This is a genomic window from Streptomyces resistomycificus, from assembly GCF_001514265.1.
Classification (GTDB): Bacteria; Actinomycetota; Actinomycetes; order Streptomycetales; family Streptomycetaceae; genus Streptomyces; species Streptomyces resistomycificus.
Genome location: NZ_KQ949000.1, coordinates 91,419 through 111,795 on the forward strand (window position 1 = coordinate 91,419; position 20,377 = coordinate 111,795).

Below are 20,377 nucleotides of genomic sequence, written 5' to 3' on the forward strand. Positions count from 1 at the left end.
GGCGAGGCGGACGACAGGCACGCGGCACGCGGCACGCGCGACCGGCCCACCCCCGCGGCACCACGACCCCTGCCGAACTCATTGACATGTCCTCGACGCGACGGCACTCTGAGAGCGCTCTCAAAAAGGTACGGACCAAGCCCCCCCTCTCCCCGCTCGATTCCCCCACTCGCACGGAGGTGGAGAGTGCTCCACACATCCAGGCACCCGCTCGCGGCCCTGGCCGCGGCAGCCGCCCTGCTGGGCGCGCTGCTCGTCTTCGCGGCGCCGTCGCCCGCGCAGGCGGTGCCCGCCACGATTCCCCTGAAGATCACCAACAGCTCCGGCCGCGGCGAGCCGGTGTACGTCTACAACCTCGGCACCCAGCTCTCGACCGGCCGACAGGGATGGGCCGACGCGGGCGGTACGTTCCACCCCTGGCCCGTCGGCGGCAACCCGCCCACACCGGCACCCGACGCCTCCATCCCCGGACCGGCCGCAGGGCAGTCGAGGACCATCCGGATACCCAAGTTCTCCGGACGGATCTACTTCTCCTACGGACAGAAGCTCGTCTTCAAGGTGACCACCGGCGGTCTGGTGCAGCCCGCCGTGCAGAACCCGACCGACCCCAACCGCGACATCCTGTTCAACTGGTCCGAGTACACGCTCAACGACGCCGGGCTGTGGCTCAACAGCACCCAGGTGGACATGTTCTCCGCCCCGTACGCCGTGGGCGTGCAGCGCGCCGACGGCAGCACCCTCAGCACGGGACGCCTGAGGGCAGGCGGATACCACGCGGTCCTCAACGCGCTGCGCGGGCAGTCGGGCGGATGGGGCAACCTGATCCAGACCCGGTCCGACGGCACGGTGCTGCGCGCCCTGGCACCCGGGTACGGGCTGGAGACCGGTGCCCTGCCCGCTTCCGTGATGAACGACTACGTCAACCGCTTCTGGCAGAAGTACGCGACGACGACGCTGACGGTCACTCCGTTCGCCGACCAGCCGAGCACCAAGTACTACGGCCGGGTCTCGGGCAACGTCATGAACTTCACCAACAGCTCCGGCGCCGTCGTCACCGGGTTCCAGAAGCCCGACGCCGACAGCATCCTCGGCTGCCACAAGCTCCTCGACGCGCCCAACGACGCGGTGCGCGGGCCGATCTCGCGCACCCTGTGCGCCGGCTTCAACCGCTCCACACTGCTGACCAACCCCCTTCAGCCGGACACCTCGGCAGCGAACTTCTACCGAGACGCGGTGACCAACCACTACGCGCGGATCATCCACGGGCAGATGGCCGACGGAAAGGCGTACGCCTTCGCCTTCGACGACGTCGGCCACCACGAGTCCCTCGTCCACGACGGCGACCCCCGCCAGGCCTACCTCACGCTGGACCCGTTCAACTGAGTCAGCAGCGGACGCCGGGAGCCGAGTCAGGCGCTCCCGGCGTCCGCCGTCGCCCCGGTCATCCGCCTTCGCCGACGGCCGCGGGGAGACACCCGCGCGGCCGCGGCGGCGCCTGGGTTCGCGGGGGGGGTGGCCTGGGCCTGGGCACGGCGTTCTGCGCGCAGGCGGCAGACTGAGCCCATGACCGCATCTGATCCCAAGGCCGACCTGCACCGTTACCTGCAGTCCGCCCGCGACAGCCTGCTGTGGAAGCTCGAAGGGCTCTCGGAGTACGACATCCGCCGTCCGCTCACGCCGACCGGCACCAACCTGCTGGGCCTTGTGAAGCACGTGTCCGGGGTGGAGTCGGGCTACCTCGGGGACACCTTCGGGCGGCCATCCGGTGAACCGATGCCCTGGCTAGCGGACGACGCTGAGCTCAACGCGGACATGTGGGCCACCGCCGAGGAGACACGCGAGCACATCGTGGGGCTGTACCGTCGGGCGTGGGCGCACGCGGACGCCACGATCGAGGCGCTGGCGCTGGACACGGTCGGCAGGGTCCCGTGGTGGCCGAGCGGCAAGAACGAGGTCACGTTGCATCACGCCGTGGTCCGGGTGATCGCTGACACGCAGCGCCACGCCGGGCACGCCGACATCCTCCGGGAGCTCATGGACGGTGCTGTCGGGATGAACGAGGGCAACAACAGCATGGCCCCCGGCGACGACGCGTGGTGGACGAGCTACCGCAGCCGGCTGGAACAGACGGCCCGGGAAGCCGACCGCAACGCCTGACGTGAGACAAGAGACATACGGCTGGGGCGCGCCAAAAGACAAAGGCAAGGAGGTCACCCACTCCTTGCCACTCTCAACATATAGCGCACCGGGGGGCTTGCGGCAAGACCCGGGTCCTGCCGCAGAATCGCAGGCCGAGGCCCGAGCCTTGCGGAAATGGGAGATTCACGAAGTGCGTTTTTGTCTGTCGGTTTATGGGTCATACGGTGACGTCGATCCGGTGGTGGGACTCGCGCAGCCGTCGCGGGCACCCGGTGCCGAGCTCGTGACGTGCGCGCCGCCGGCCTGCGCGAGCGCGACCCCGGATCGGAGCTGAGGAGATGAACCCCCTGACCACCAGCGCGTTCGATCTTCCCGACCGCCTGTCCGCCAAAGCCGACCCGATGCTGATCGCCGACGACGAGCAGCACTTCGCGGCCCTCGCGAAGTGCCTCGAGGAGTCGATCGCCGAGGTGTCCGACCGCCTCGACACCGAGCGGCGGGCCCCCGGCGGCATGGGCCGGCAGGCGATGGACCGGGACACGGAGATCCACCGGCTGACCGCACGTCTGCGCACGCTGCGCCGTTTCAGTCTGGACCTGTGCCTCGGCCACATGGTCGGCACGGACAGCCCCGAGCCGGTCTACATCGGACGCATCGGCCTGACCGACAGCACCGGCCGACAGCTGCTGGTCGACTGGCGCTCCCCGGCGGCCGAGCCGTTCTTCGGAGCCACCCACGGCAACCCGATGGGCCTGGCCAGCCGCCGCAGGTATCGCTGGACCCGCGGCCGGATCAGCGACTACTGGGACGAGGTCTTCACCGCGGCCGGGCTCGAACGGCACGCCGCGCTCGACGACCAGTCCGCCTTCATCGCCAGCCTGGGCAGCAACCGCTCGCCCCGGATGCGGGACGTCCTCGGCACGATCCAGGCCGACCAGGACGCCATCATCCGCGCCGGATCCCGGGGCGCCCTCGTCGTCGACGGCGGTCCCGGTACGGGCAAGACCGTCGTCGCTCTGCACCGCTCCGCCTACCTCCTCTACTCCGACCCCCGCCTCGGTCACCGTCGGGGCGGCGTGCTGTTCGTCGGTCCGCACCGGCCCTACCTGACATACGTCTCCGACGTCCTGCCCAGCCTCGGCGAGGAGGGCGTGCAGACCTGCATCCTGCGGGACCTCGTCGCCGAGGGAGCCGCGGCGGGGATCGAGCCCGATCCGGAGGTGGCCCGCCTGAAGTCGTCCGCGGACCTGGTGAGGGCGATCGAGGCGGCCGTCAGGTTCTACGAGGAACCGCCCACCAAGGGGATGACGGTCACCACCCACTGGTCCGACATCCCGCTGAGTGCCGGCGACTGGGCTGTGGCGTTCGAGGCGGCGGAGCCCGGAACTCCGCACAACGAGGCGCGCGAGCAGGTCTGGGAGGAGCTGCTCACGATCCTGGTGGACAAGCACGAGGGTGACGTCTCGCCCGACCTGCTGCGCAAGTCGCTGCGGCGGGACAGGGAACTGCTCACGGCCTTCAACCGCGCGTGGCCGCTCATCGAGGCGGCCGACCTCGTCGGAGACCTGTGGTCGGTACCCGCCTACCTGCGGATGTGCGCTCCCTGGCTGGGCCGCGACGACGTACACAGGCTCCAGCGCGCGGACGCCCAGGCCTGGACGGTGTCCGACCTGCCGCTCCTGGACGCGGCACGGCAGCGACTGGGCGACCCGGAGACGGCCCGGCAGAAGCGCCGGCACAAGGCCGTCCTCGCCACCCAACGCGAGCAGATGGCACGGGTCGTCGACACCCTGATCGAGGCCGTGTCCAACTCCGGCGCCGACGGTGACGACGGCGAGGGCCTGGTGACGATGTTGCGCGGCGAGGACGCCCAGGTCAGCCTGGTCGACGAGTCCGAGCTGTCGATCGCCGACCCGGACCTGCTGGCCGGCCCCTTCGCCCACGTCGTCGTCGACGAGGCGCAGGAACTGACCGACGCCGAGTGGCAGATGCTGCTGCTCCGGTGCCCGTCCCGGAGCTTCACCATCGTCGGGGACCGCGCCCAGGCCAGGCACGGGTTCACGGAGTCGTGGCAGGAACGGCTCGGTCGGATCGGGCTCGACCGGATCGACCTGGCGTCCCTGAGCGTCAACTACCGGACGCCGGAAGAGATCATGGCGGAAGCCGAGCCGGTCATCCGGGCCGCGCTCCCGGACGCCAACGTGCCGACCTCCATCCGCAGCGGCGACGTCCCCGTCGTCCACGGATCCGTGTCGGATCTGGACTCGATCCTCGACGGCTGGCTCGCCGCGCAGGCCGACGGGATCGCCTGCGTCATCGGCGATCCCACGTTCCGGGCGCCGTCCTCCCGCGTCCGGTCGCTGACCCCGGAACTGTCGAAGGGGCTCGAGTTCGACCTGGTCGTCCTCATCGACCCGGAGTCGTTCGGCGAGGGGATCGAGGGAGCGGTCGACCGCTATGTGGCGATGACCCGGGCGACCCGGCAACTCGTCATCCTCACGAGCCCCTGACCTCGGCCGGGGCGGGAACATGTGACCGCCGTCCGATGATCAGGCCTGTCTGCCGGGTCACTCGGACGGCGGTCTTTGGGGCGTGGGAGGGGTGACGACGTTGATGTTGAACGTGTGGACACCTCCCAGGCCTCCCGCGATGCCCATGAAGAGCAGAGCGAAGTGCTCCTGTCCGCGAGCGGTGGTGATGCCGCCCATGTCGAGCTGGGACGAAGGGGGCCAGCCGAGGTCGGTGAGCAGTCGCCCGGTGGTCCGCTTGGCCTCGGTGTCGTCGCCGGAGAGGAAGACGGTGCTCGGGCCGCCGAGGGCACCCGGGGCGGTCATGACGGTGGAGTCCATGGTGCACAGCGTCTTGACGACGGGGGTCAGGGGAAAGGCTTCCTGGATCTGTTCGGCCAGGCTGCTGTTGGGGTGCGAGAGCTCGGTGAAGTCGTCGGAGAGGCCGACCCCCACGTCGATCAGCAGGGTGCCGGCCAGCGCCGGCGCCCCGATGGAGTGCAGCAGCTCCACAGACGCGCCTCCCGGTGTGGCGTTGACCAACACCTCCGCGTGGGCCGCCGTCTCGCTCAGGCCCGCCACCGGCAGACCGAGGTCGGTCCGCTCCGTCGGCCGGCGTGAGCCGAGGAGGGTGTCGTGTCCCGCGGCGCTCCAGCCGTGGGCCAGTGCTCGGGCGACGTTGCCGGTGCCAAGGAGTCCTATACGCATGGCGTGACGCTAACTGCCGCCGGGGCGCGCCGAATCGGACCGTGGTCCCGTGCGGGCCCGCACCAAAGACGTAGTCCTGTGGTCCCCCGGCGGAGCGACGACGAGTCGTGGACCGTGCCGGCCGATCCGGAGGGCGACGAGTTCCGTGCCGGCCGATCCGGAGGGCGACGAGTTCCGTGCCGGCCGATCCGGAGGGCGACGAGTTCCGTGCCTGCCGCCCGAGGGAACGCTCATCGGCCAGGACGGGGTGGCTCCTTGGAACTTCGAAGGCCCCGGAGGCGTTGGCAGGAGGACGCGTGGATCACACGCGGACGACCTGTACGACATGGGCTGAAGCCGAGGTGGCACGAGTGGCGATGTGGGATCGGATCAAGGACCAGGCCAAGGGTCTGCAGCAACAGGCGCAGGGGGCCCGGGGCGCCGGCGGACACGGGCGGCCGGGTTCCGGTTCCTCGGGGGCATCGAAGGCCCAGCTGGTGAACACGCTCAAGTCCCAGCTCACCTCCCTCAAGACCGAGCTCAAGAGCGGCGCCTACCGGGACGCCAGCATGGCCATGTGCGCCCTGGTCGCCGCCGCGGACGGGCATGTCGACCCGGCGGAGCGGCAGCATGTGGAGTCGTTGATCCTCAACAACGACGTGCTGCAGAACTTCCCGTCCGAGCAGCTGCGTCAGCGGTTCAACAAGCACGTCGACCAGCTGGCGGTGAACTTCCAGCAGGGCAAGGCCGAGGCCATGCAGGAGATCGCCAAGGCGGCGAAGAAGCCGACGGAGGCGAGAGCGGTCGTGCAGACCGGGTTCGTCGTCGCGGGCGCGGACGGTTACGTCGCCCCGGCCGAGGAGCAGGTCCTGCGCGAGGCGTGCTCGGTACTCGGTCTGCCCACCCAGGAGTTCGGCCTCTGAGAAGCGGCGGTCGCCGTCGGCGGTGACCCGTACCGCCCGTGGTCCCGCGCCCGTGCCGGTGGCGATCCGGCACGGGCCCCTCGCGGGGCGGGCCTGCCCGTGCTCGCAGGCACTCCATGATGTCCGCCGGCCGTCTGCGAGCTCGCGCTGGCGCAGGGCGGTCTGACGCGTTCCACCAGCTCGCGGAGCTGGAGTACGCCGTCGCGCGGTCCAGTCGGCGCCTGAACGCCGCCCGCCCTTCGGGCCCGTACCGCGAGCTTTGAAGGACGACACGCGCCGGGCCGACGTCAGTCGACGATGTCGTCACCGAACGCGGCAGCGAGGGCCTTGGCGATCAGGTCGGGCAGCGCGGCCCGTCCGTCGTCCCCGGCCCAGCGCCCGAGCGCCGGGTGGACGCGGTTGCCCCGGCGCCACTCGGACGGCGGCCAACGGAGCACTGTTCGAGGCTCCGGGCCTGTCCGAACTCATCTGCGGGACAACGGCTCTCACACGACTGGGGCGACCCGACGACGTCGCCGACGTGGTCGCGTTCCTCGCCTCCGACGCCGCACGCCGGATCACCGGTCAGGTCATCGACGCGAGCGGTGGCCTGTTCCTCGGTCCGCGCGCCCCCTGATCCCAGGTCAATTCGCTGGACACGAGGCGGTCCGGGGGCGAGCGTGGGTGGAATGCAGCAGGAGAACATCTGGGACGCAGATGCTACCCAGCGCTACGACACGCCCGGATCCGGCATGTTCGCACCCGAGGTCCTGGCCCCGACCGTGGACAGTCTCGCCCGTCTCGCAGGGGAGGGAGCCGCCCTGGAGTTCGCCATCGGGACCGGTCGTATCGCCGTCCCGCTTGCCGGGCGTGGCGTTCCCGTCACCGGAATCGAGTTGTCCCCGCCGATGGTGGAGCAGCTGCGAACCAAGGCGGACGAGGCGACGATCCCCGTGGTCATGGGGGACATGGCGACCACCGTCGCCCCGGGGAAGTACACCCTGGTGTACCTCGCCTACAACACGATCTCCAACCTGCTCACCCAGGCCGAGCAGGTCCAATGCTTCCGCAACGCCGCCCGTCACCTCGTGGCGGGCGGCCGGTTCGTGGTCGAGCTCTGGGTGCCCGAGCTGCGCAGGCTCCCACCGGGCCAGGCGGCCACGGTCTGGCAGTCCCACCCCGGCTCCATCGGTCTGGACACCTACGACGTCCTGCGCCAGCACGTCGTCTCGCACCACTTCCGGTTCGACGAGAGCCGGCAGGCACAGCTGTTCCGCAGCCCCCACCGCTACATCTGGCCGGCCGAACTCGACCTGATGGCCCAGCTGGCCGGGTTCGACCTGGAGACCAGGCACGCGGACTGGTCCGGCACCGCCTTCATCGCCGAGTCGCGTTCTCACGTCTCGGTCTACCGCATCCCGCCCGCGCGATAGCCGGCCGGGGCAGGGAACCAGGGCCGGTGTGGAGGCGTTGTCGTCTGGGAGCGGGGTGGGCCGGCCCATGCCGCCGACGAGGGAGAACGAGGACGAGACCATGAGCGAGAAGGCTCGGAAGCTGTTCGAGGCGCTCGACCTCGACCATGACGGGACGCTCACCCGCGAGGAGGTGATCATCGCCCTGCGGGCGAAGGGCCCTTCCCTGGCCGCGGCGGGCGATCTGCCGATCTGGGCGGTGGGGGACGCCGATGCCTCCTCCGCCCTGTTCGACGCCGCTGACCAGGACGGGGACGCCGTACTGACACTGGAGGAGTTCGCGGCCGTGGTGGACCGGCGTTTCGGCTGGCACTGACGCCGGACCGACCGCGCCCCGCCGTTTCGGCCTCGTCCCGGGGTGATCCCCGTCCCGCATGGTCAGGGTCGCCGCGGGGTGCGACGCTGGAGTGGAAGGTGTCCGAGGCCGGGCACTCAGGAGGGCCGATGGGACGGGATGTCCCGGCACTGGTCTTCACCCGCGAGGACCGCCGCCGGTACCGGATCAAGATGCAGGAGTGCCTCGACGCGTTCGCACAGATGCTGCGCGAGGCACGGTTCGAGTCCGAGCGGCCGCAGGTGGGGCTGGAGATCGAACTCAACCTGATCGACGACGAGGCCGAGCCCGCGATGCGCAACAGCGACGTGCTCCAGGCGATCGCCGATCCCGCCTGGTCCACCGAGCTGGGCCGGTTCAACCTCGAGATCAACGTTCCGCCCCGTCGGCTGACGGAGGGCGGCCCCAACGCGTGGGAATCCGAGATCCGCGCCGCGCTGAACCACGCCGACGAGCGCGCCAGGGCCGTGGACACGCGTCTGATCATGATCGGCATACTCCCCACCCTGCGCCAGGAACACATCGGTGAGGCAGCGCTCTCGGAGAACCCGCGCTACCGGCTGCTCAACGACCAGGTCTTCGCAGCACGCGGTGAGGACCTGCGGATCGAGGTGGACGGCGTGGACCGGCTGCGGACCTACGCCGACACGATCACTCCGGAAGCCGCGTGCACCAGCACCCAGTTCCACCTCCAGGTCTCCCCGGAGGAGTTCCCCGCCTACTGGAACGCCGCGCAGGCCATCGCCGGGGTGCAGGTCGCGCTGGCGGCGAACTCGCCGTTCCTGTTCGGCAAGGAGCTGTGGGACGAGACCCGTATCCCGCTCTTCGAGCAGGCGACCGACACCCGCCCCGAGGAGATCAAGGTGCAGGGGGTGCGGCCCCGGGTGTGGTTCGGGGAGCGCTGGATCAACAGTGTCTTCGACCTCTTCGAGGAGAACCTGCGCTACTTCCCGGCGCTGCTGCCCCTGTGCGACGAACAGGACCCGGTGGAGACGCTGGACCGGGGCGACATCCCCGAGCTGGGCGAGCTCACCCTGCACAACGGCACCATCTACCGGTGGAACCGGCCCGTCTACGCCGTCGCCCACGACCTGCCCCACGTGCGGGTGGAGAACCGCGTGCTGCCCGCCGGCCCGACCGTCGCCGACACGCTCGCCAACGGCGCCTTCTACTACGGCCTCACCCGCGCCCTGGTGGACGAGGAACGACCGGTGTGGTCCCGGATGTCCTTCTCGGCGGCCGAGGAGAACCTGCACACCGCGGCCCGGCACGGGATCGAGGCGCCCCTGTACTGGCCGGGAATGGGCGAGGTGCCGGTGCCCGAGCTCGTGCTCCGGAGGCTGCTGCCCATGGCGCATCGCGGACTGGAGCTCTCCGGCATGGACTCGGCCTGGCGCGAGCCGCTGCTCGGCATCATCGAGCAGCGGTGCGTCACCGGCCGTAACGGAGCGGTGTGGCAGAAGGAGATGGTCCGTCATCTGTCCGCCTCCAGCCGTTCCAGCCGCCACGAGGCCCTCCGGCGGATGACACAGCTGTACTCGGACTACATGCATCTCAACGCCCCGGTCCACACCTGGCCGGTCGACTGACGGAGGCGGACGCCCCGTGGTCCCGGGGTGCGCGGCGGTCCGTCTCGGTGGAGTCTGGGGATCATGCAGCGAAAGGGCGGACGGGGTGGCGCGGGGCCCGACGTGGAGGCGGCTCTCGACGAGCTGTACAGCCTGGCGCCGTCGGACTTCACGGCCCGTCGTGAGGTGCTGGCTGCCGCCGCCAGGTCGGCGGGCCGCGCGGAGGACGGACGCCGGATCCACGCCGCCCGTCGGCCCACCCTCGCGGCCTGGGCGGCGAACCTGCTGCTGCGCTCCCGGCCGGACGAGAGCCGGCGCTTCCACGAGCTGGGACAGGCGCTGCGCGAGGCGTACCAGACGCTGGACGCCGAAGGCGTCAAGGAGTTGTCCGGGCAGAGCCGCGGAGTCGTCACCGCCCTGTCCCGGCAGGCTGCCCAGCTGGCCCGCGAGGCCGGGCACCGGTTGTCGGACAGCGCGCAGCAGGACGTCGAGTCCACCCTGCGCGCCGTACTCACCGACCAGGACGCGGCGGACCGGTGGATCACGGGCCGTCTGGAATCCGCCCTCACCCCGCCGACGGCGTTCCCCTCCGTCACCGCTCCGACTGCGGGCACCAGGCGCGAGCCGGCCGAACCCGCGGCCGAGCCGCCGCCGTCGCGGCGTGAGGCGGCGAAGAAGGACGACGCCGACCGCCGCCGCCGGCAGGAGGAACTCGCCCGGGCCAGGAAGGCGGCCAAGGCGGCCACGCAACGCGTCCGCGACCAGCGCGCGGCACGCGCGAAGGCCGAGACCCTGCTGAAGCGACTCCGCGACCGGCGCGAGCAGGCCCGTCAGCAGGTCTCCGCCGCCGAGCGGCAACTGGAACAGGCGCGAGCGGAACTTGAACGGGCCGACCACGATGCGCAGGAGGCCGAGAAGCAGCGTGCGCAGGCGTCGGACGCCCTCACCCGGGCCGAACAGTCGGCACACGAGGCCGACGAGGAGGTGAGGCGGCTGGCCGCACCGGCCGGATAGCCCCGGACTCAGCCCGGCCCCACCAGCGCGGCGTCGTTGCCCTCGCCACGAGTGGGGGTGACACGCGCACCGACGACGGCAGCACATCGACACCGACCACGACATTGACATCGACATCGACATCGACATCGAGGGTCGGCCTGACCGGCCCGCTCGGCAACCCGGCTGTCGCCGCGGTCGCGTTCCGCCCTCCGTGTTGTCGCCGGGCACACGCCCTCTAGGGTTCGGACATGACCTCACAGACGTACCTGTCCGACCTGTTCTCGCTGGACGGTCGGGTCGCCGTGGTGACAGGTGGCAGTTCCGGGATCGGTCGCGCCATCGCCGGTGCCCTGGCACGAGCGGGTGCGAGCGTGGTGGTCGTGGCACGCAGGGAGGGTGAACTGGTCGCCACGGTCGACGAGTTGACGGCGGACGGCTGCCGCGCGGCCTGGGTCGGCGCGGACCTCCGCACCCGCGACGGGGTACGCGTGGCGGCGGACGCCGCGGCCGAGGTGTTCGGGGAGCCCGACATCCTGGTGAACTGCGCCGGAGTCAACCTGCGGCCGCCGATGGGCGAGTTGGGCGAGGAGGTGTGGGACGCCACCATGGCGCTGAACCTGGAGGCGCCCTATCTGCTGGGCCAGCGGTTCGGGCCCGGCATGGCCGCGCAGGGCTTCGGTCGGATCATCCACATCACCTCCCAGCAGGCGCACCGGGCGTTCGTCCAGAGTGGCGCCTACGGGGTTTCCAAGGGCGCCCTGGAGGCGCTGGCGCGCTCGCAGGCCGAGGCGTGGTCGCCGCACGGGGTCACCTGCAACACGCTGGTGCCGGGCTTCGTGATGACGCCGCTCAACGCCCGGCTGTCGTCCGACCCGGAGAAGGTGGCGGCGCTGGCCGCGCGCACCATGGTCGGGCGCAACGGGCTGGCCGAGGACTTCGCGGGCGCGGCGGTGTTCCTGGCGAGCCGTGCCTCCGCCTACGTCACCGGGCAGGCGATCTTCGTCGACGGCGGGTTCTCCGTTCACTGACGCCCGGCCCGCCCGCGTTCCGCGAAGGTTTGCGTCGCTCGGAAGTGGTGAAGCGCACCGGATGCGCTTTCACACCACCCCAGCCGTGATCTCGGAAAGACACGTACCAGGCCGTACGGGCACGCCACCTCCTGCGCAGGAGGTGGGGTGACGAGGGCCGCGCCGACCGCACGCGACCGCGTGGCGGATCCCCCTGCCGGGACGGCCGTCGACGGCCGAGCGGCATCGGGAACGTCCCCCGCGGCCCGGACCGTGGCCGTGCGGACGAAGCGGCGGGACGCCTTCTTCGACAACGCCAAGTACCTGGCGATCGTGCTGGTGGCGGTAGGACACGCGTGGGAGCCCCTGCGTGGCGGCAGCCGGGCCGTCACCGCGCTGTACATGCTGGTCTACACGTTCCACATGCCGATGTTCATCGTCGTCTCGGGCTACTTCTCGCGTGGCTTCGACTGGAGCCCCGAGCGGCTCAGACGCCTGGTGACCGGGGTGGCCGTCCCTTACGTCGTCTTCGAGACGGCGTACACGCTCTACACCCGGTGGACCGACCAGGTGCCGGACCGCCCGATCAGCCTGTTGAACCCTCTGTACCTGACATGGTTCCTGGCGGCGCTGTTCGTCTGGCGGCTGACCGCCCCGCTGTGGCGGGTCGTACGGTGGCCGCTGCCGATCGCTTTCGCGCTCGCGGTGCCGGCGATGATCTCGCCGTCCATCGGCAACGATCTCGCCCTGCAACGGATCCTGCAGTTCCTGCCGTTCTTCGTGCTCGGGCTGCTCCTGGAGCCGGAACACTTCGAGCTGGTGCGCCGCCGTGAGGTGCGCCTGTTGGCCGTGCCGGTGTTCGTCTGTGCGGCGGCCGTCGCCTACTGGGCCGTCCCACGGAGAAGCGGGGCCTGGTTCTTCCGACGCGACGCCGCGGACGAACTCGGCGCACCCGACTGGTACGGGCCCGTGATGGCCGTGGCCTTCTTCGGCTGTGCGCTGCTTCTGACGGCCTGTTTCCTGGCCTGGGTACCCCGGCGGCGGATGTGGTTCACCGCGCTCGGTGCCGGGACGCTGTACGCCTACCTGCTGCACGGATTTCTCGCCCAGGGGGCGAAGTTCTGGGGATGGTACGAGCCCGGCTGGGTCCACGGGCCGATCGGCGAGATCACGGTCACCCTCGTCGCCGCCCTAATCGGTACCGCCCTGTGCGCTCCACCCGTCCGCAGCGCCTTCCGGTGTGTCATGGAGCCGAAGGCACGGTGGGCTTTCAGAGGGTGAACAGCCGTGGCGGAACGGCCATGGGCCCCGGATCAGGTGGTCCGGGGCCCATGGCATGCGCCTGGTGTCGTCACAGGGCGGCAGTGTGGACGTCAGCGCCCGCCGCGAGGCCCTCGGGCGAGACAACGGCCAGGACGTCGGCGCAGACGGACGCGACCGGCGTCTCGAGGAAGAGCCCGCCGGAGCCGCCGGCCGCGAGGCCGCCGGAGACGTGGTCCAGGTCGGCGTCGGACATCTCGGCCGTTGCGATCTGGGGGGCAAGGTTCATCACGAGCAGTTCCCTTCGAATGACACTTCTGAATGGCGGAGTGCGCACGACTACCCGAGACAGGGACATCGTTTCCGGCGACTCGCACGACCCGGAGGATCAAAGCACGTAGCCACAGGGGCGGCCAGTGCCCTGGCACCGGCGCAACGCCCGCCGCGACCACCGGCTTCACCGGTGTGACCGCGCGGTGACCGGTCACTCTCCGACTCCTTCACACGACCTCCCGCGACGCGGCACGCACGACCCCTGCCGTCGGCCCCGCGGCGGACACTTCACGCCGATGCGGGCGGGCTTCGGCAGGGCCGTGACCGCGTCTCAGGTTCCGCACCTCCTCCCGGTGAAGGGTGTGCAGGTTTACCGGATTTTCGGCACCCGACAGGAGGTTCCGCTCAACTGGCCTACGTGCGGGGGGAGTTGGATCTACCTTGTGGGTGGCACTCTCCGAGCCGTGGCTGAAAGGCGGACGCTCCATGACCGACCGGACGACAACTCCCCGACCGACTGACCAGGAGCGGATCGACACGTCGGTGCCGCACTCGCCCCGCATCTGGAACTACTGGCTCGGCGGGAAGGACAACTACCCCGTCGACCAGAAGGCCGGCGACGCCTACACCGCCGTGTTCCCCGGGATCGTCACGATCGCCCGCAGCAGTCGTGCCTTCCTGCGTCGCACCATCGAGTACCTGGTCAACGAGGCCGGCATACGGCAGTTCCTGGACGTCGGGACCGGCCTGCCGACCGCCGACAACACCCACGAGGTCGCCCAGGGGCTCGCCCCCGAGGCCCGGATCGTCTACGTCGACAACGACCCCCTGGTCCTGGCCCACGCGCGCACCCTGCTCCACTCCACGCCGGAAGGGGCGACCGCCTACGTCGACGCCGACGCACTGGACCCGGACCGCGTCCTGACCGCGGCGGCCCGGACCCTGGACCTCACTCGCCCCACCGCCCTCGTGCTGAGCAACATCCTGGGTCATGTCCCCGACGACGAGCAGGCCCGCTCCGTCGTCACCCGGCTGATGACGGCACTGCCCTCCGGCAGCTACCTCTCCGTCAACGACGGCTCCCGGGGGATCGACCCGGTCTTCGAGCGGGCGCAGGACGCCTACAACGACAGCGGCGCCGCCCCCTACGTCCTGCGCACCGTCGACCAGATCACCGCGTTCTTCGACGGCTTGGAACTCGTGGAACCCGGCGTGGTCTCGGTCCCCCTGTGGCGGCCGGACCCCTCCTCCTCCGCCCCGGACGTCATCGGCGAGCACGGCGGCCTCGCCCGCAAACCGTGACCGCGCCTGCGGCTTCCGTTCGCGGATACGCGGGGACCGCCGCCGGGGCGCGATGGAGGTGCGGTCCCCCGAATCGACGGGGGACGGTCACGACCGCAACCGCGAGGGCCGGCCCGGCGCCAGTGGCGCCGGGCCGGCCCTCGCGGTGGTACTTCACGAGCGGGTGCCGAGAGCCCCTCTCGGCAAAAGCACTCAGTCCGTGCCGGACTCCATCGCGGCGCGGTCCAGCATCTTGTCCTCCTCGGAGACCTCACCACGGGAGGCGATGGCCTCGGCGCCGCCCTGCGGCATCTCCGGCATGGTGCCGATGAGGCCGGTCGAGGCCGCCTGGGCGGCACCGATGGCGGGGCTGCCGGTCCCGATCAGACCGAGGCCGGCGTACTGCTCCAGCTTGGCGCGCGAGTCGGCGATGTCGAGGTTGCGCATGGTGAGCTGGCCGATCCGGTCGACCGGGCCGAACGCGGAGTCCTCGGTGCGCTCCATGGACAGCTTGTCGGGGTGGTAGCTGAACGCCGGGCCGGTGGTGTCGAGGAGCGAGTAGTCCTCGCCGCGCCGCAGCCGCAGGGTGACCTCGCCGGTGATCGCCGAGCCGACCCAGCGCTGGAGCGACTCGCGCACCATCAGCGCCTGCGGGTCGAGCCAGCGGCCCTCGTACATCAGCCGGCCCAGCCGACGTCCCTCGTTGTGGTACTGGGCGAGGGTGTCCTCGTTGTGGATCGCGTTGACCAGGCGCTCGTAGGCCGTGTGCAGCAGGGCCATGCCGGGCGCCTCGTAGATGCCGCGGCTCTTGGCCTCGATGATCCGGTTCTCGATCTGGTCCGACATGCCCATGCCGTGGCGGCCGCCGATGGCGTTGGCCTCCATGACCAGGTCCACGGGTGAGGCGAACTCCTTGCCGTTGATCGTCACCGGGCGGCCCTGGTCGAAGCCGATCGTCACGTCCTCGGTGGCGATCTCGACCGACGGGTCCCAGAACCGGACGCCCATGATCGGCTCCACGGTCTCCACGCCGGTGTCCAGGTGCTCCAGGGTCTTGGCCTCGTGGGTGGCACCCCAGATGTTGGCGTCGGTGGAGTACGCCTTCTCCGTGCTGTCCCGGTAGGGCAGCTCGTGGGCGACGAGCCACTCCGACATCTCCTTGCGGCCGCCGAGCTCCGTCACGAAGTCCGCGTCCAGCCAGGGCTTGTAGATCCGCAGGTGCGGGTTGGCGAGCAGGCCGTAGCGGTAGAACCGCTCGATGTCGTTGCCCTTGAAGGTCGAGCCGTCGCCCCAGATCTGCACGTCGTCCTCGAGCATCGCCCGGACCAGGAGCGTGCCCGTGACGGCGCGGCCGAGCGGCGTGGTGTTGAAGTAGGCGCGCCCGCCCGAGCGGATGTGGAACGCTCCGCAGGTGAGCGCCGCCAGGCCCTCCTCGACCAGCGCCGCGCGGCAGTCGACCAGACGGGCGATCTCGGCACCGTAGGTCTTCGCGCGGCCGGGCACCGAGGCGATGTCGGGCTCGTCGTACTGGCCGATGTCGGCGGTGTAGGTGCACGGGACGGCGCCCTTGTCGCGCATCCACGCGACCGCGACGGAGGTGTCGAGCCCGCCCGAGAAGGCGATGCCGACGCGCTCGCCGGCGGGAAGGGAGGTGAGGACCTTAGACATAGGAAGATTATGCACGATTACGCATGACCATGCAAAGGCGGATTCGTGAAGGCCTTCGCGCGCGCGAAAGGACCGGCCACCAGCCGGTCGCCCCTGACCGTCGCTCCTCGCCCGTGGCGCGGCCGTCGTGTCACGCGGACCGCCGGCGGGACCGGACGTAGCTTGGGCTGCGGCGTAGACGGGTGCGTGGACGGATCCTCACGACGGCGAATCCATGGTGGCGCGATGTGTTGGAGTGCGACGGCCGATCTCGTGGCGGGCACCGCCGTCGCGGGTGTGGGAGTGGCGTGCGTTTCACGGGTACGCGGCAGCCGGGATCTGCCGCTCGCCGCGCTACCACTGCTGCTCGGCGTCCATCAGATCATCGAGGCGGTCGTCTGGAACTCGGGCGGCGGCAGCGGACCGGCCACCACCGCCTGGGCCGTGGTCGCGCTGCCCCTGCTGGCGGTGTGGGTGCCGGCCGGAGTGCTGTGCGCCGCTCCCCCGCACGCCCGCCGCCGGCTGGGTCTGCTGCTGGCCGTCGGAGCCGCGACGGCCGCCGTGCTCGCGTACAGGCTCGCGACCGGCCCGGTGACGGCCGACATCCGCGGTCACACAGTCGGCTACACGGTCGACCTGCCCCAGGCCGCCGTGCTCATCACGGGCTACCTCCTGGCGACCGTGGGGGCGCTGCTGCTGTCCGGCGACCGTGGGCTGCTCGTACTGGGCGTGCTGGTCGCCGTCGGAGCACTGGCCTGCTGGGCGTTGTGGCGGCTCGAGTTCGTCTCGACATGGTGCGCGTTCGCGGCCGTGTGCTCGGTGCTGCTGTTCCGTTGGGTCAACGCCCGTCCGGCCTCCTCGGCGACGACGCCCGCCCCGGGCGCGTCACGCCGCTGACAGCACCGAGGGGCAGCCCGGCGTGCCGAGACGGTCGGACCGGACCGTTTACGGGGCAACCGGACAAGAGCAGGACCACCCCACGACAAGGAGCGTCCACCCCATGGGAACCGCCGTCCACGTCCCGCAGACCCGGGACATGATCGGAGAAGAACTCTCGGGAGACGAGGCGTTCGCCGCTCTGCGCCACTACGGAGGCCTGCGGCTGCTCGTCGACTCCTTCGCGCGGTTCCGCTACGCCGACGGCTTCACGAACGCGCGGGCGCTCGCCTTCCAAGTAGTGCTCGGACTGGTGCCGTTCACGCTGGCACTGGTCGGCCTGGCCACCTCGGTGCACACGGAGGGGGTGGGGCGGATCATCGAGCTCACCCTCGGCAGGATCGTGCCGGGTGCCGGTGCCGACGTCGTCGAGGACGCCTTCGCCGGAACCCGGCGCACCGCCCAGGACGACGTCCGCAGCGCCCTCGCCCTCTGGCTCGGTCTGGGATTCGCCCTGTTGAACCTGGCCTCGGCGATGGGTCAGATCGAGCGCGGCGCGAACCGCATCTACGGCATCGAGCGCGACCGCCCCCTCCCCCGCAAGTACGCGAGGGCGATCGTCCTCGCGCTCACGGCCGGAATGCCCATGGTCCTGGGGTTCGTCGTCCTCGTGGCCGGTGAGGCCGTCGGCGACGCCGTGGCGGAGTCCGCCGGGTGGGAGGGCGGCACGTCGCGGTGGTGGGGTGTGCTCGAGGTACCGGCGGGTCTCGCCCTGGCCTGGGTGGCCTCCGCCGTGATCTTCCGCTGGTCGCCCCGCCGGGTCCAGCCCGGTTACACCTGGCTGGCGTTCGGCTCCGCCGTCCACCTGCTGCTGTGGGTCTCGGCCACCTGGCTGCTCGCACTGTACGTGGAGGAGAGCGGGTCGTTCGGCTCCGTGTACGGTCCGCTGACCGCCTTCGTCGCCCTGCTGCTGTGGGCCAACCTGACGGCCGTCGCCCTCTTCCTCGGCATCGCGTTCGCCGCCCAGCTCGAAGCGGCCCGGGCGGGCATCGAGTCCGCCGTACGGCCGGACCCCGGACCGGGAGCGTGACACCTCTCGCGAGCGAGCTGCCGGGGAGCGATCACGTCACCGGCGCGGAGTGGGGCACGTGCAGCCGCCCGTACCGGGGATCAGGCCATCGAGCGCGTCGGCAGCCGGCCGTCGCATTCGCAGCCGGCCGGCCGCGTTGGCCCACCGGAGGGGCAGGGTGGTGCGCACGCGCCGGAGCGAGCGTGGGAGACCTGCTCGACAAGGCCTGCTCGACGAGCCCCGCTCAACCCTCCCAGCGGGCCGCGGCCAGGACCGCGGCCGCCGCGCCGGTGCCCAGTACGGCGCCGGCGACGACGTCGCCCGGATAGTGCACGCCGGTGTGGATCCGTGAGTAGCCCACCGCGCAGGCCAGCAGGCCGAGGGGAACCGTGGCTGCCGGGAAGGCGGGACCCACGGCCGCGGCGAAGGCGACGGCCGAGGCCGTGTGACCGGACGGGAAGGACGCCGACTCGGGCATGGGCACGTGCCGCCCCGGAAACGGCGAGTCCTCGGCGCGGTGGGGTCGCGGCCGGCGGACGAGTCGCTTGCCGAGCAGGTTGGCGGTCGTGGAGGCGACACCGACGGCGGCGACACCGAGGACGGCGGCGCGGCGGGACCGGCCGGGGCACAGCGCCAGCAGCCCGGCGACCGCGAAGGAGATCTTGGAGTGGTCCGCGGCCGCCGACAGCCGCCGCAGGGCGGAGTCCAGGGCGGGCGTCCGCGTGACCGTCACGGCCTCGTAGAGCGCCTGGTCGAGGGCGGCGAGGTCACGCATCAGGCCCCGCTGGACCCGGTACTGAGGCTGCGGACGGTCAAGCATCGCTCTGCTCCTGGTTCTTGTGGATCGGCAGGGGGGTGCGGCCGAGCGCCAGGTCGACCACGCGCCGCCAGTCGACGGACGGCGCGACGTACGGGGCACCGGGGCGCTGGCGGGGCACCCGCACCCGCAGCGCGCGGGGACGCACGGAGCACACCACGGGCGGGGGCAGGGTGAGCGCCTCGCCGTCGACGGCCACCGGGATGAGCTCCTCGTCGGCCTCGACGACCACCCGACGCGACGTCAACGCGGTGATGCTGCTGGCCCGTTCGCCGCGCAGCGCCAGCTCGGCGGCCTGAGCCACGCCCTCCACCCGGACCGCGATCACACCGAGCGTGCCCCCGTCGAGCCGAGGTCTTCGGCCGCCGCCCAAGGGGTCGGCGCGCACGTAGGAGTTGTTGCTCACCAGCAGCGTCTGCGGGGCGTGCAGACGGGTCTCGTCGGTCTGGACCTCCAGCGGCGTCCCGGCGTCTCCGACCAGCAGGTCCGGCAGCTGCTCCAGGGCGGTGGCCGCCTTGGCGTCCCGGTATTCGGGGCTCTGCACTATCTCGGCGTACGTGCCGAACGAGACCGTGTTGACGAACGGCCGCCCGGCCACGTCGCCCAGGTCGACACGGACCTCCACCCCGTCTGAGAGGGCGTCAAGGCCGCTCGCGGGATCCTCCCGGTCCAGGCCCAGGTCCATGGCGAAGTGGTTGCGGGTCCCCGCGGCCACGACCATGAACGGCACCCCGTGTTCGGCCGCCACTCCCGCCACCAGAGCCTGTGTGCCGTCACCGCTCGCCACGCCGAGCAGGTCGGCGCCCTCGGCCACGGCCTGGCGGGCCAGGGCCACCGGGTCCGGGTCGGCGTCGAGATCGAGCAGAATCACCCGGGCGCCCAGTGCCTCGGCCCGCTTTACCAGTCCGTGCCGGCCGACCTTGCCGTCTCCGGACCTCGGGTTCATGATCAGTACCGGTCGTCGGGGCGGCCTGACCGACCGGGAGTGCATGCCGTGCGGTTTCCGCAGGCGTCGCAGCGCGCTCCTGGCACAGCCCAACGCCGCCACCCACGCGGCGAGCGCCGCCACCGCCACGACCCACAGCCCCGACACGGCGTACAGCACCAGGACGCCGACGGGCGCGCCCAGCGCCAGCAGGGCGCCCAGCAGGCGTGCCGCCCCGCGGTGCGCCAGGGCCCACCAGATGCCCGCACCGGCCAGGGCCAGTCCGGCCAGACCGAGCAGCAGGACGAACCACTGCCCGAAGCCGGCGCCGGCCACCACCGCCACCACGGCACCGGCGACGCACAGCAGGGCCAGCCGGGCCAGGCCCCGGGCCGATCTCAGGTCTCTGTCGGGGCCTTCGGGCCCCGCGCTTGTCGTACGGCTCGCGTTCATGATGCGTCGGGCGATCCCCGGGTGCCGTGTACCGCGTGCACGATGCCATCGGTCTCCCACGTACTCGGGGGTGCTGCCCTGCCTCTCCTCCGTGGTCGTCACAGCCGGCCGGCTCGGCGTCCCGACCTTCGTACCACCGCTGCCGTGCTTTCCGACGGAGCGGC

General features: G+C 71.3%; 20 protein-coding genes. 14 read left to right on the forward strand and 6 right to left on the reverse strand.

The features are described 5' to 3' along the window. Positions 1–186: 186 nt before the first annotated feature. The 3 genes from AQJ84_RS32100 (at position 187) to helR (ending at position 4,649) form a co-directional block, all read left to right on the forward strand. On the forward strand, positions 187–1,383 hold the full coding sequence (locus AQJ84_RS32100) for a glycoside hydrolase family 64 protein (RefSeq protein WP_053190368.1): 1,197 nt from the start codon (positions 187–189) through the stop codon (positions 1,381–1,383). 180 nt (positions 1,384–1,563) lie between these two features. Next, a complete protein-coding gene (locus AQJ84_RS32105) occupies positions 1,564–2,157 on the forward strand; it encodes a DinB family protein (protein WP_053190369.1) in 594 nt (197 codons plus the stop codon). 320 nt (positions 2,158–2,477) lie between these two features. Then, positions 2,478–4,649 (forward strand): RNA polymerase recycling motor ATPase HelR, encoded by a 2,172-nt coding sequence (gene helR / locus AQJ84_RS32110; RefSeq protein WP_053190370.1) that lies wholly within the window; start codon positions 2,478–2,480, stop codon positions 4,647–4,649. Positions 4,650–4,706: 57 nt separating this feature from the next. Here helR and AQJ84_RS32115 read toward each other — a convergent pair whose 3' ends face one another. Continuing rightward, positions 4,707–5,354 carry an NADPH-dependent F420 reductase gene (locus AQJ84_RS32115; protein ID WP_030037575.1) on the reverse strand — a complete coding sequence of 216 codons (648 nt, stop codon included), beginning with the start codon at positions 5,352–5,354 and terminating at the stop codon, positions 4,707–4,709. A gap of 350 nt (positions 5,355–5,704) precedes the next feature. Between AQJ84_RS32115 and AQJ84_RS32120 the strand changes: the two genes are divergently transcribed. Further along, entirely contained in the window at positions 5,705–6,256 is a 552-nt protein-coding gene (locus tag AQJ84_RS32120) for a tellurite resistance TerB family protein (RefSeq protein ID WP_030037576.1), read from the forward strand. A 287-nt stretch (positions 6,257–6,543) separates the two neighbouring features. Here AQJ84_RS32120 and AQJ84_RS44460 read toward each other — a convergent pair whose 3' ends face one another. Next, the gene (locus AQJ84_RS44460; RefSeq protein WP_225877101.1) at positions 6,544–6,693 is read right to left on the reverse strand and encodes a hypothetical protein; all 150 of its coding nucleotides are present in this window, start codon (positions 6,691–6,693) and stop codon (positions 6,544–6,546) included. Positions 6,694–6,710: 17 nt separating this feature from the next. Here AQJ84_RS44460 and AQJ84_RS44465 point away from each other — a divergent pair, with 17 nt between their 5' ends. The 7 genes from AQJ84_RS44465 (at position 6,711) to AQJ84_RS32155 (ending at position 12,893) form a co-directional block, all read left to right on the forward strand. Beyond that, positions 6,711–6,872: an SDR family oxidoreductase gene (locus AQJ84_RS44465; RefSeq protein ID WP_310591751.1), complete on the forward strand. Its 162-nt coding sequence runs from the start codon at positions 6,711–6,713 to the stop codon at positions 6,870–6,872. 52 nt (positions 6,873–6,924) lie between these two features. Further along, positions 6,925–7,668 carry a class I SAM-dependent methyltransferase gene (locus AQJ84_RS32130; protein WP_030037577.1) on the forward strand — a complete coding sequence of 248 codons (744 nt, stop codon included), beginning with the start codon at positions 6,925–6,927 and terminating at the stop codon, positions 7,666–7,668. A gap of 100 nt (positions 7,669–7,768) precedes the next feature. Then, the gene (locus AQJ84_RS32135; protein WP_030037578.1) at positions 7,769–8,023 is read left to right on the forward strand and encodes an EF-hand domain-containing protein; all 255 of its coding nucleotides are present in this window, start codon (positions 7,769–7,771) and stop codon (positions 8,021–8,023) included. 128 nt (positions 8,024–8,151) lie between these two features. Further along, positions 8,152–9,630: a glutamate--cysteine ligase family protein gene (locus AQJ84_RS32140; protein ID WP_030037579.1), complete on the forward strand. Its 1,479-nt coding sequence runs from the start codon at positions 8,152–8,154 to the stop codon at positions 9,628–9,630. Positions 9,631–9,693: 63 nt separating this feature from the next. Beyond that, a complete protein-coding gene (locus tag AQJ84_RS43250) occupies positions 9,694–10,623 on the forward strand; it encodes a hypothetical protein (protein WP_030037580.1) in 930 nt (309 codons plus the stop codon). A 230-nt stretch (positions 10,624–10,853) separates the two neighbouring features. Beyond that, positions 10,854–11,633 (forward strand): SDR family NAD(P)-dependent oxidoreductase, encoded by a 780-nt coding sequence (locus tag AQJ84_RS32150; RefSeq protein WP_030037581.1) that lies wholly within the window; start codon positions 10,854–10,856, stop codon positions 11,631–11,633. 147 nt (positions 11,634–11,780) lie between these two features. Further along, positions 11,781–12,893, forward strand: a complete 1,113-nt coding sequence (locus tag AQJ84_RS32155; RefSeq protein WP_374934747.1) for an acyltransferase family protein — start codon at positions 11,781–11,783, stop codon at positions 12,891–12,893. Between the two features lie 70 nt (positions 12,894–12,963). On the opposite strand, the gene AQJ84_RS32160 is transcribed toward AQJ84_RS32155, so the two are convergent. Beyond that, positions 12,964–13,161, reverse strand: a complete 198-nt coding sequence (locus tag AQJ84_RS32160) for a hypothetical protein (protein ID WP_030037582.1) — start codon at positions 13,159–13,161, stop codon at positions 12,964–12,966. Between the two features lie 470 nt (positions 13,162–13,631). On the opposite strand from AQJ84_RS32160, the gene AQJ84_RS32165 reads away from it, so the two are divergent. After that, the gene (locus tag AQJ84_RS32165; RefSeq protein ID WP_030037583.1) at positions 13,632–14,447 is read left to right on the forward strand and encodes an SAM-dependent methyltransferase; all 816 of its coding nucleotides are present in this window, start codon (positions 13,632–13,634) and stop codon (positions 14,445–14,447) included. A 192-nt stretch (positions 14,448–14,639) separates the two neighbouring features. Here AQJ84_RS32165 and argG read toward each other — a convergent pair whose 3' ends face one another. Next, complete coding sequence (gene argG / locus AQJ84_RS32170; protein ID WP_030037584.1) at positions 14,640–16,094, reverse strand: argininosuccinate synthase; 1,455 nt, start codon at positions 16,092–16,094, stop codon at positions 14,640–14,642. A gap of 225 nt (positions 16,095–16,319) precedes the next feature. Here argG and AQJ84_RS32175 point away from each other — a divergent pair, with 225 nt between their 5' ends. Together AQJ84_RS32175 and AQJ84_RS32180 are read left to right on the forward strand one after the other, a co-directional pair. Further along, complete coding sequence (locus AQJ84_RS32175) at positions 16,320–16,970, forward strand: DUF6629 family protein (RefSeq protein WP_053190371.1); 651 nt, start codon at positions 16,320–16,322, stop codon at positions 16,968–16,970. Positions 16,971–17,073: 103 nt separating this feature from the next. After that, positions 17,074–18,039 carry a YihY/virulence factor BrkB family protein gene (locus tag AQJ84_RS32180; protein ID WP_030037586.1) on the forward strand — a complete coding sequence of 322 codons (966 nt, stop codon included), beginning with the start codon at positions 17,074–17,076 and terminating at the stop codon, positions 18,037–18,039. Between the two features lie 223 nt (positions 18,040–18,262). On the opposite strand, the gene AQJ84_RS32185 is transcribed toward AQJ84_RS32180, so the two are convergent. Both AQJ84_RS32185 and AQJ84_RS32190 read right to left on the reverse strand, forming a co-directional pair. Further along, positions 18,263–18,838 (reverse strand): phosphatase PAP2 family protein, encoded by a 576-nt coding sequence (locus tag AQJ84_RS32185; RefSeq protein ID WP_030037587.1) that lies wholly within the window; start codon positions 18,836–18,838, stop codon positions 18,263–18,265. After that, the gene (locus AQJ84_RS32190) at positions 18,831–20,213 is read right to left on the reverse strand and encodes a diacylglycerol/lipid kinase family protein (protein ID WP_051869417.1); all 1,383 of its coding nucleotides are present in this window, start codon (positions 20,211–20,213) and stop codon (positions 18,831–18,833) included. The genes AQJ84_RS32185 and AQJ84_RS32190 overlap by 8 nt, the downstream gene beginning before the upstream one ends. Positions 20,214–20,377: the final 164 nt, after the last annotated feature.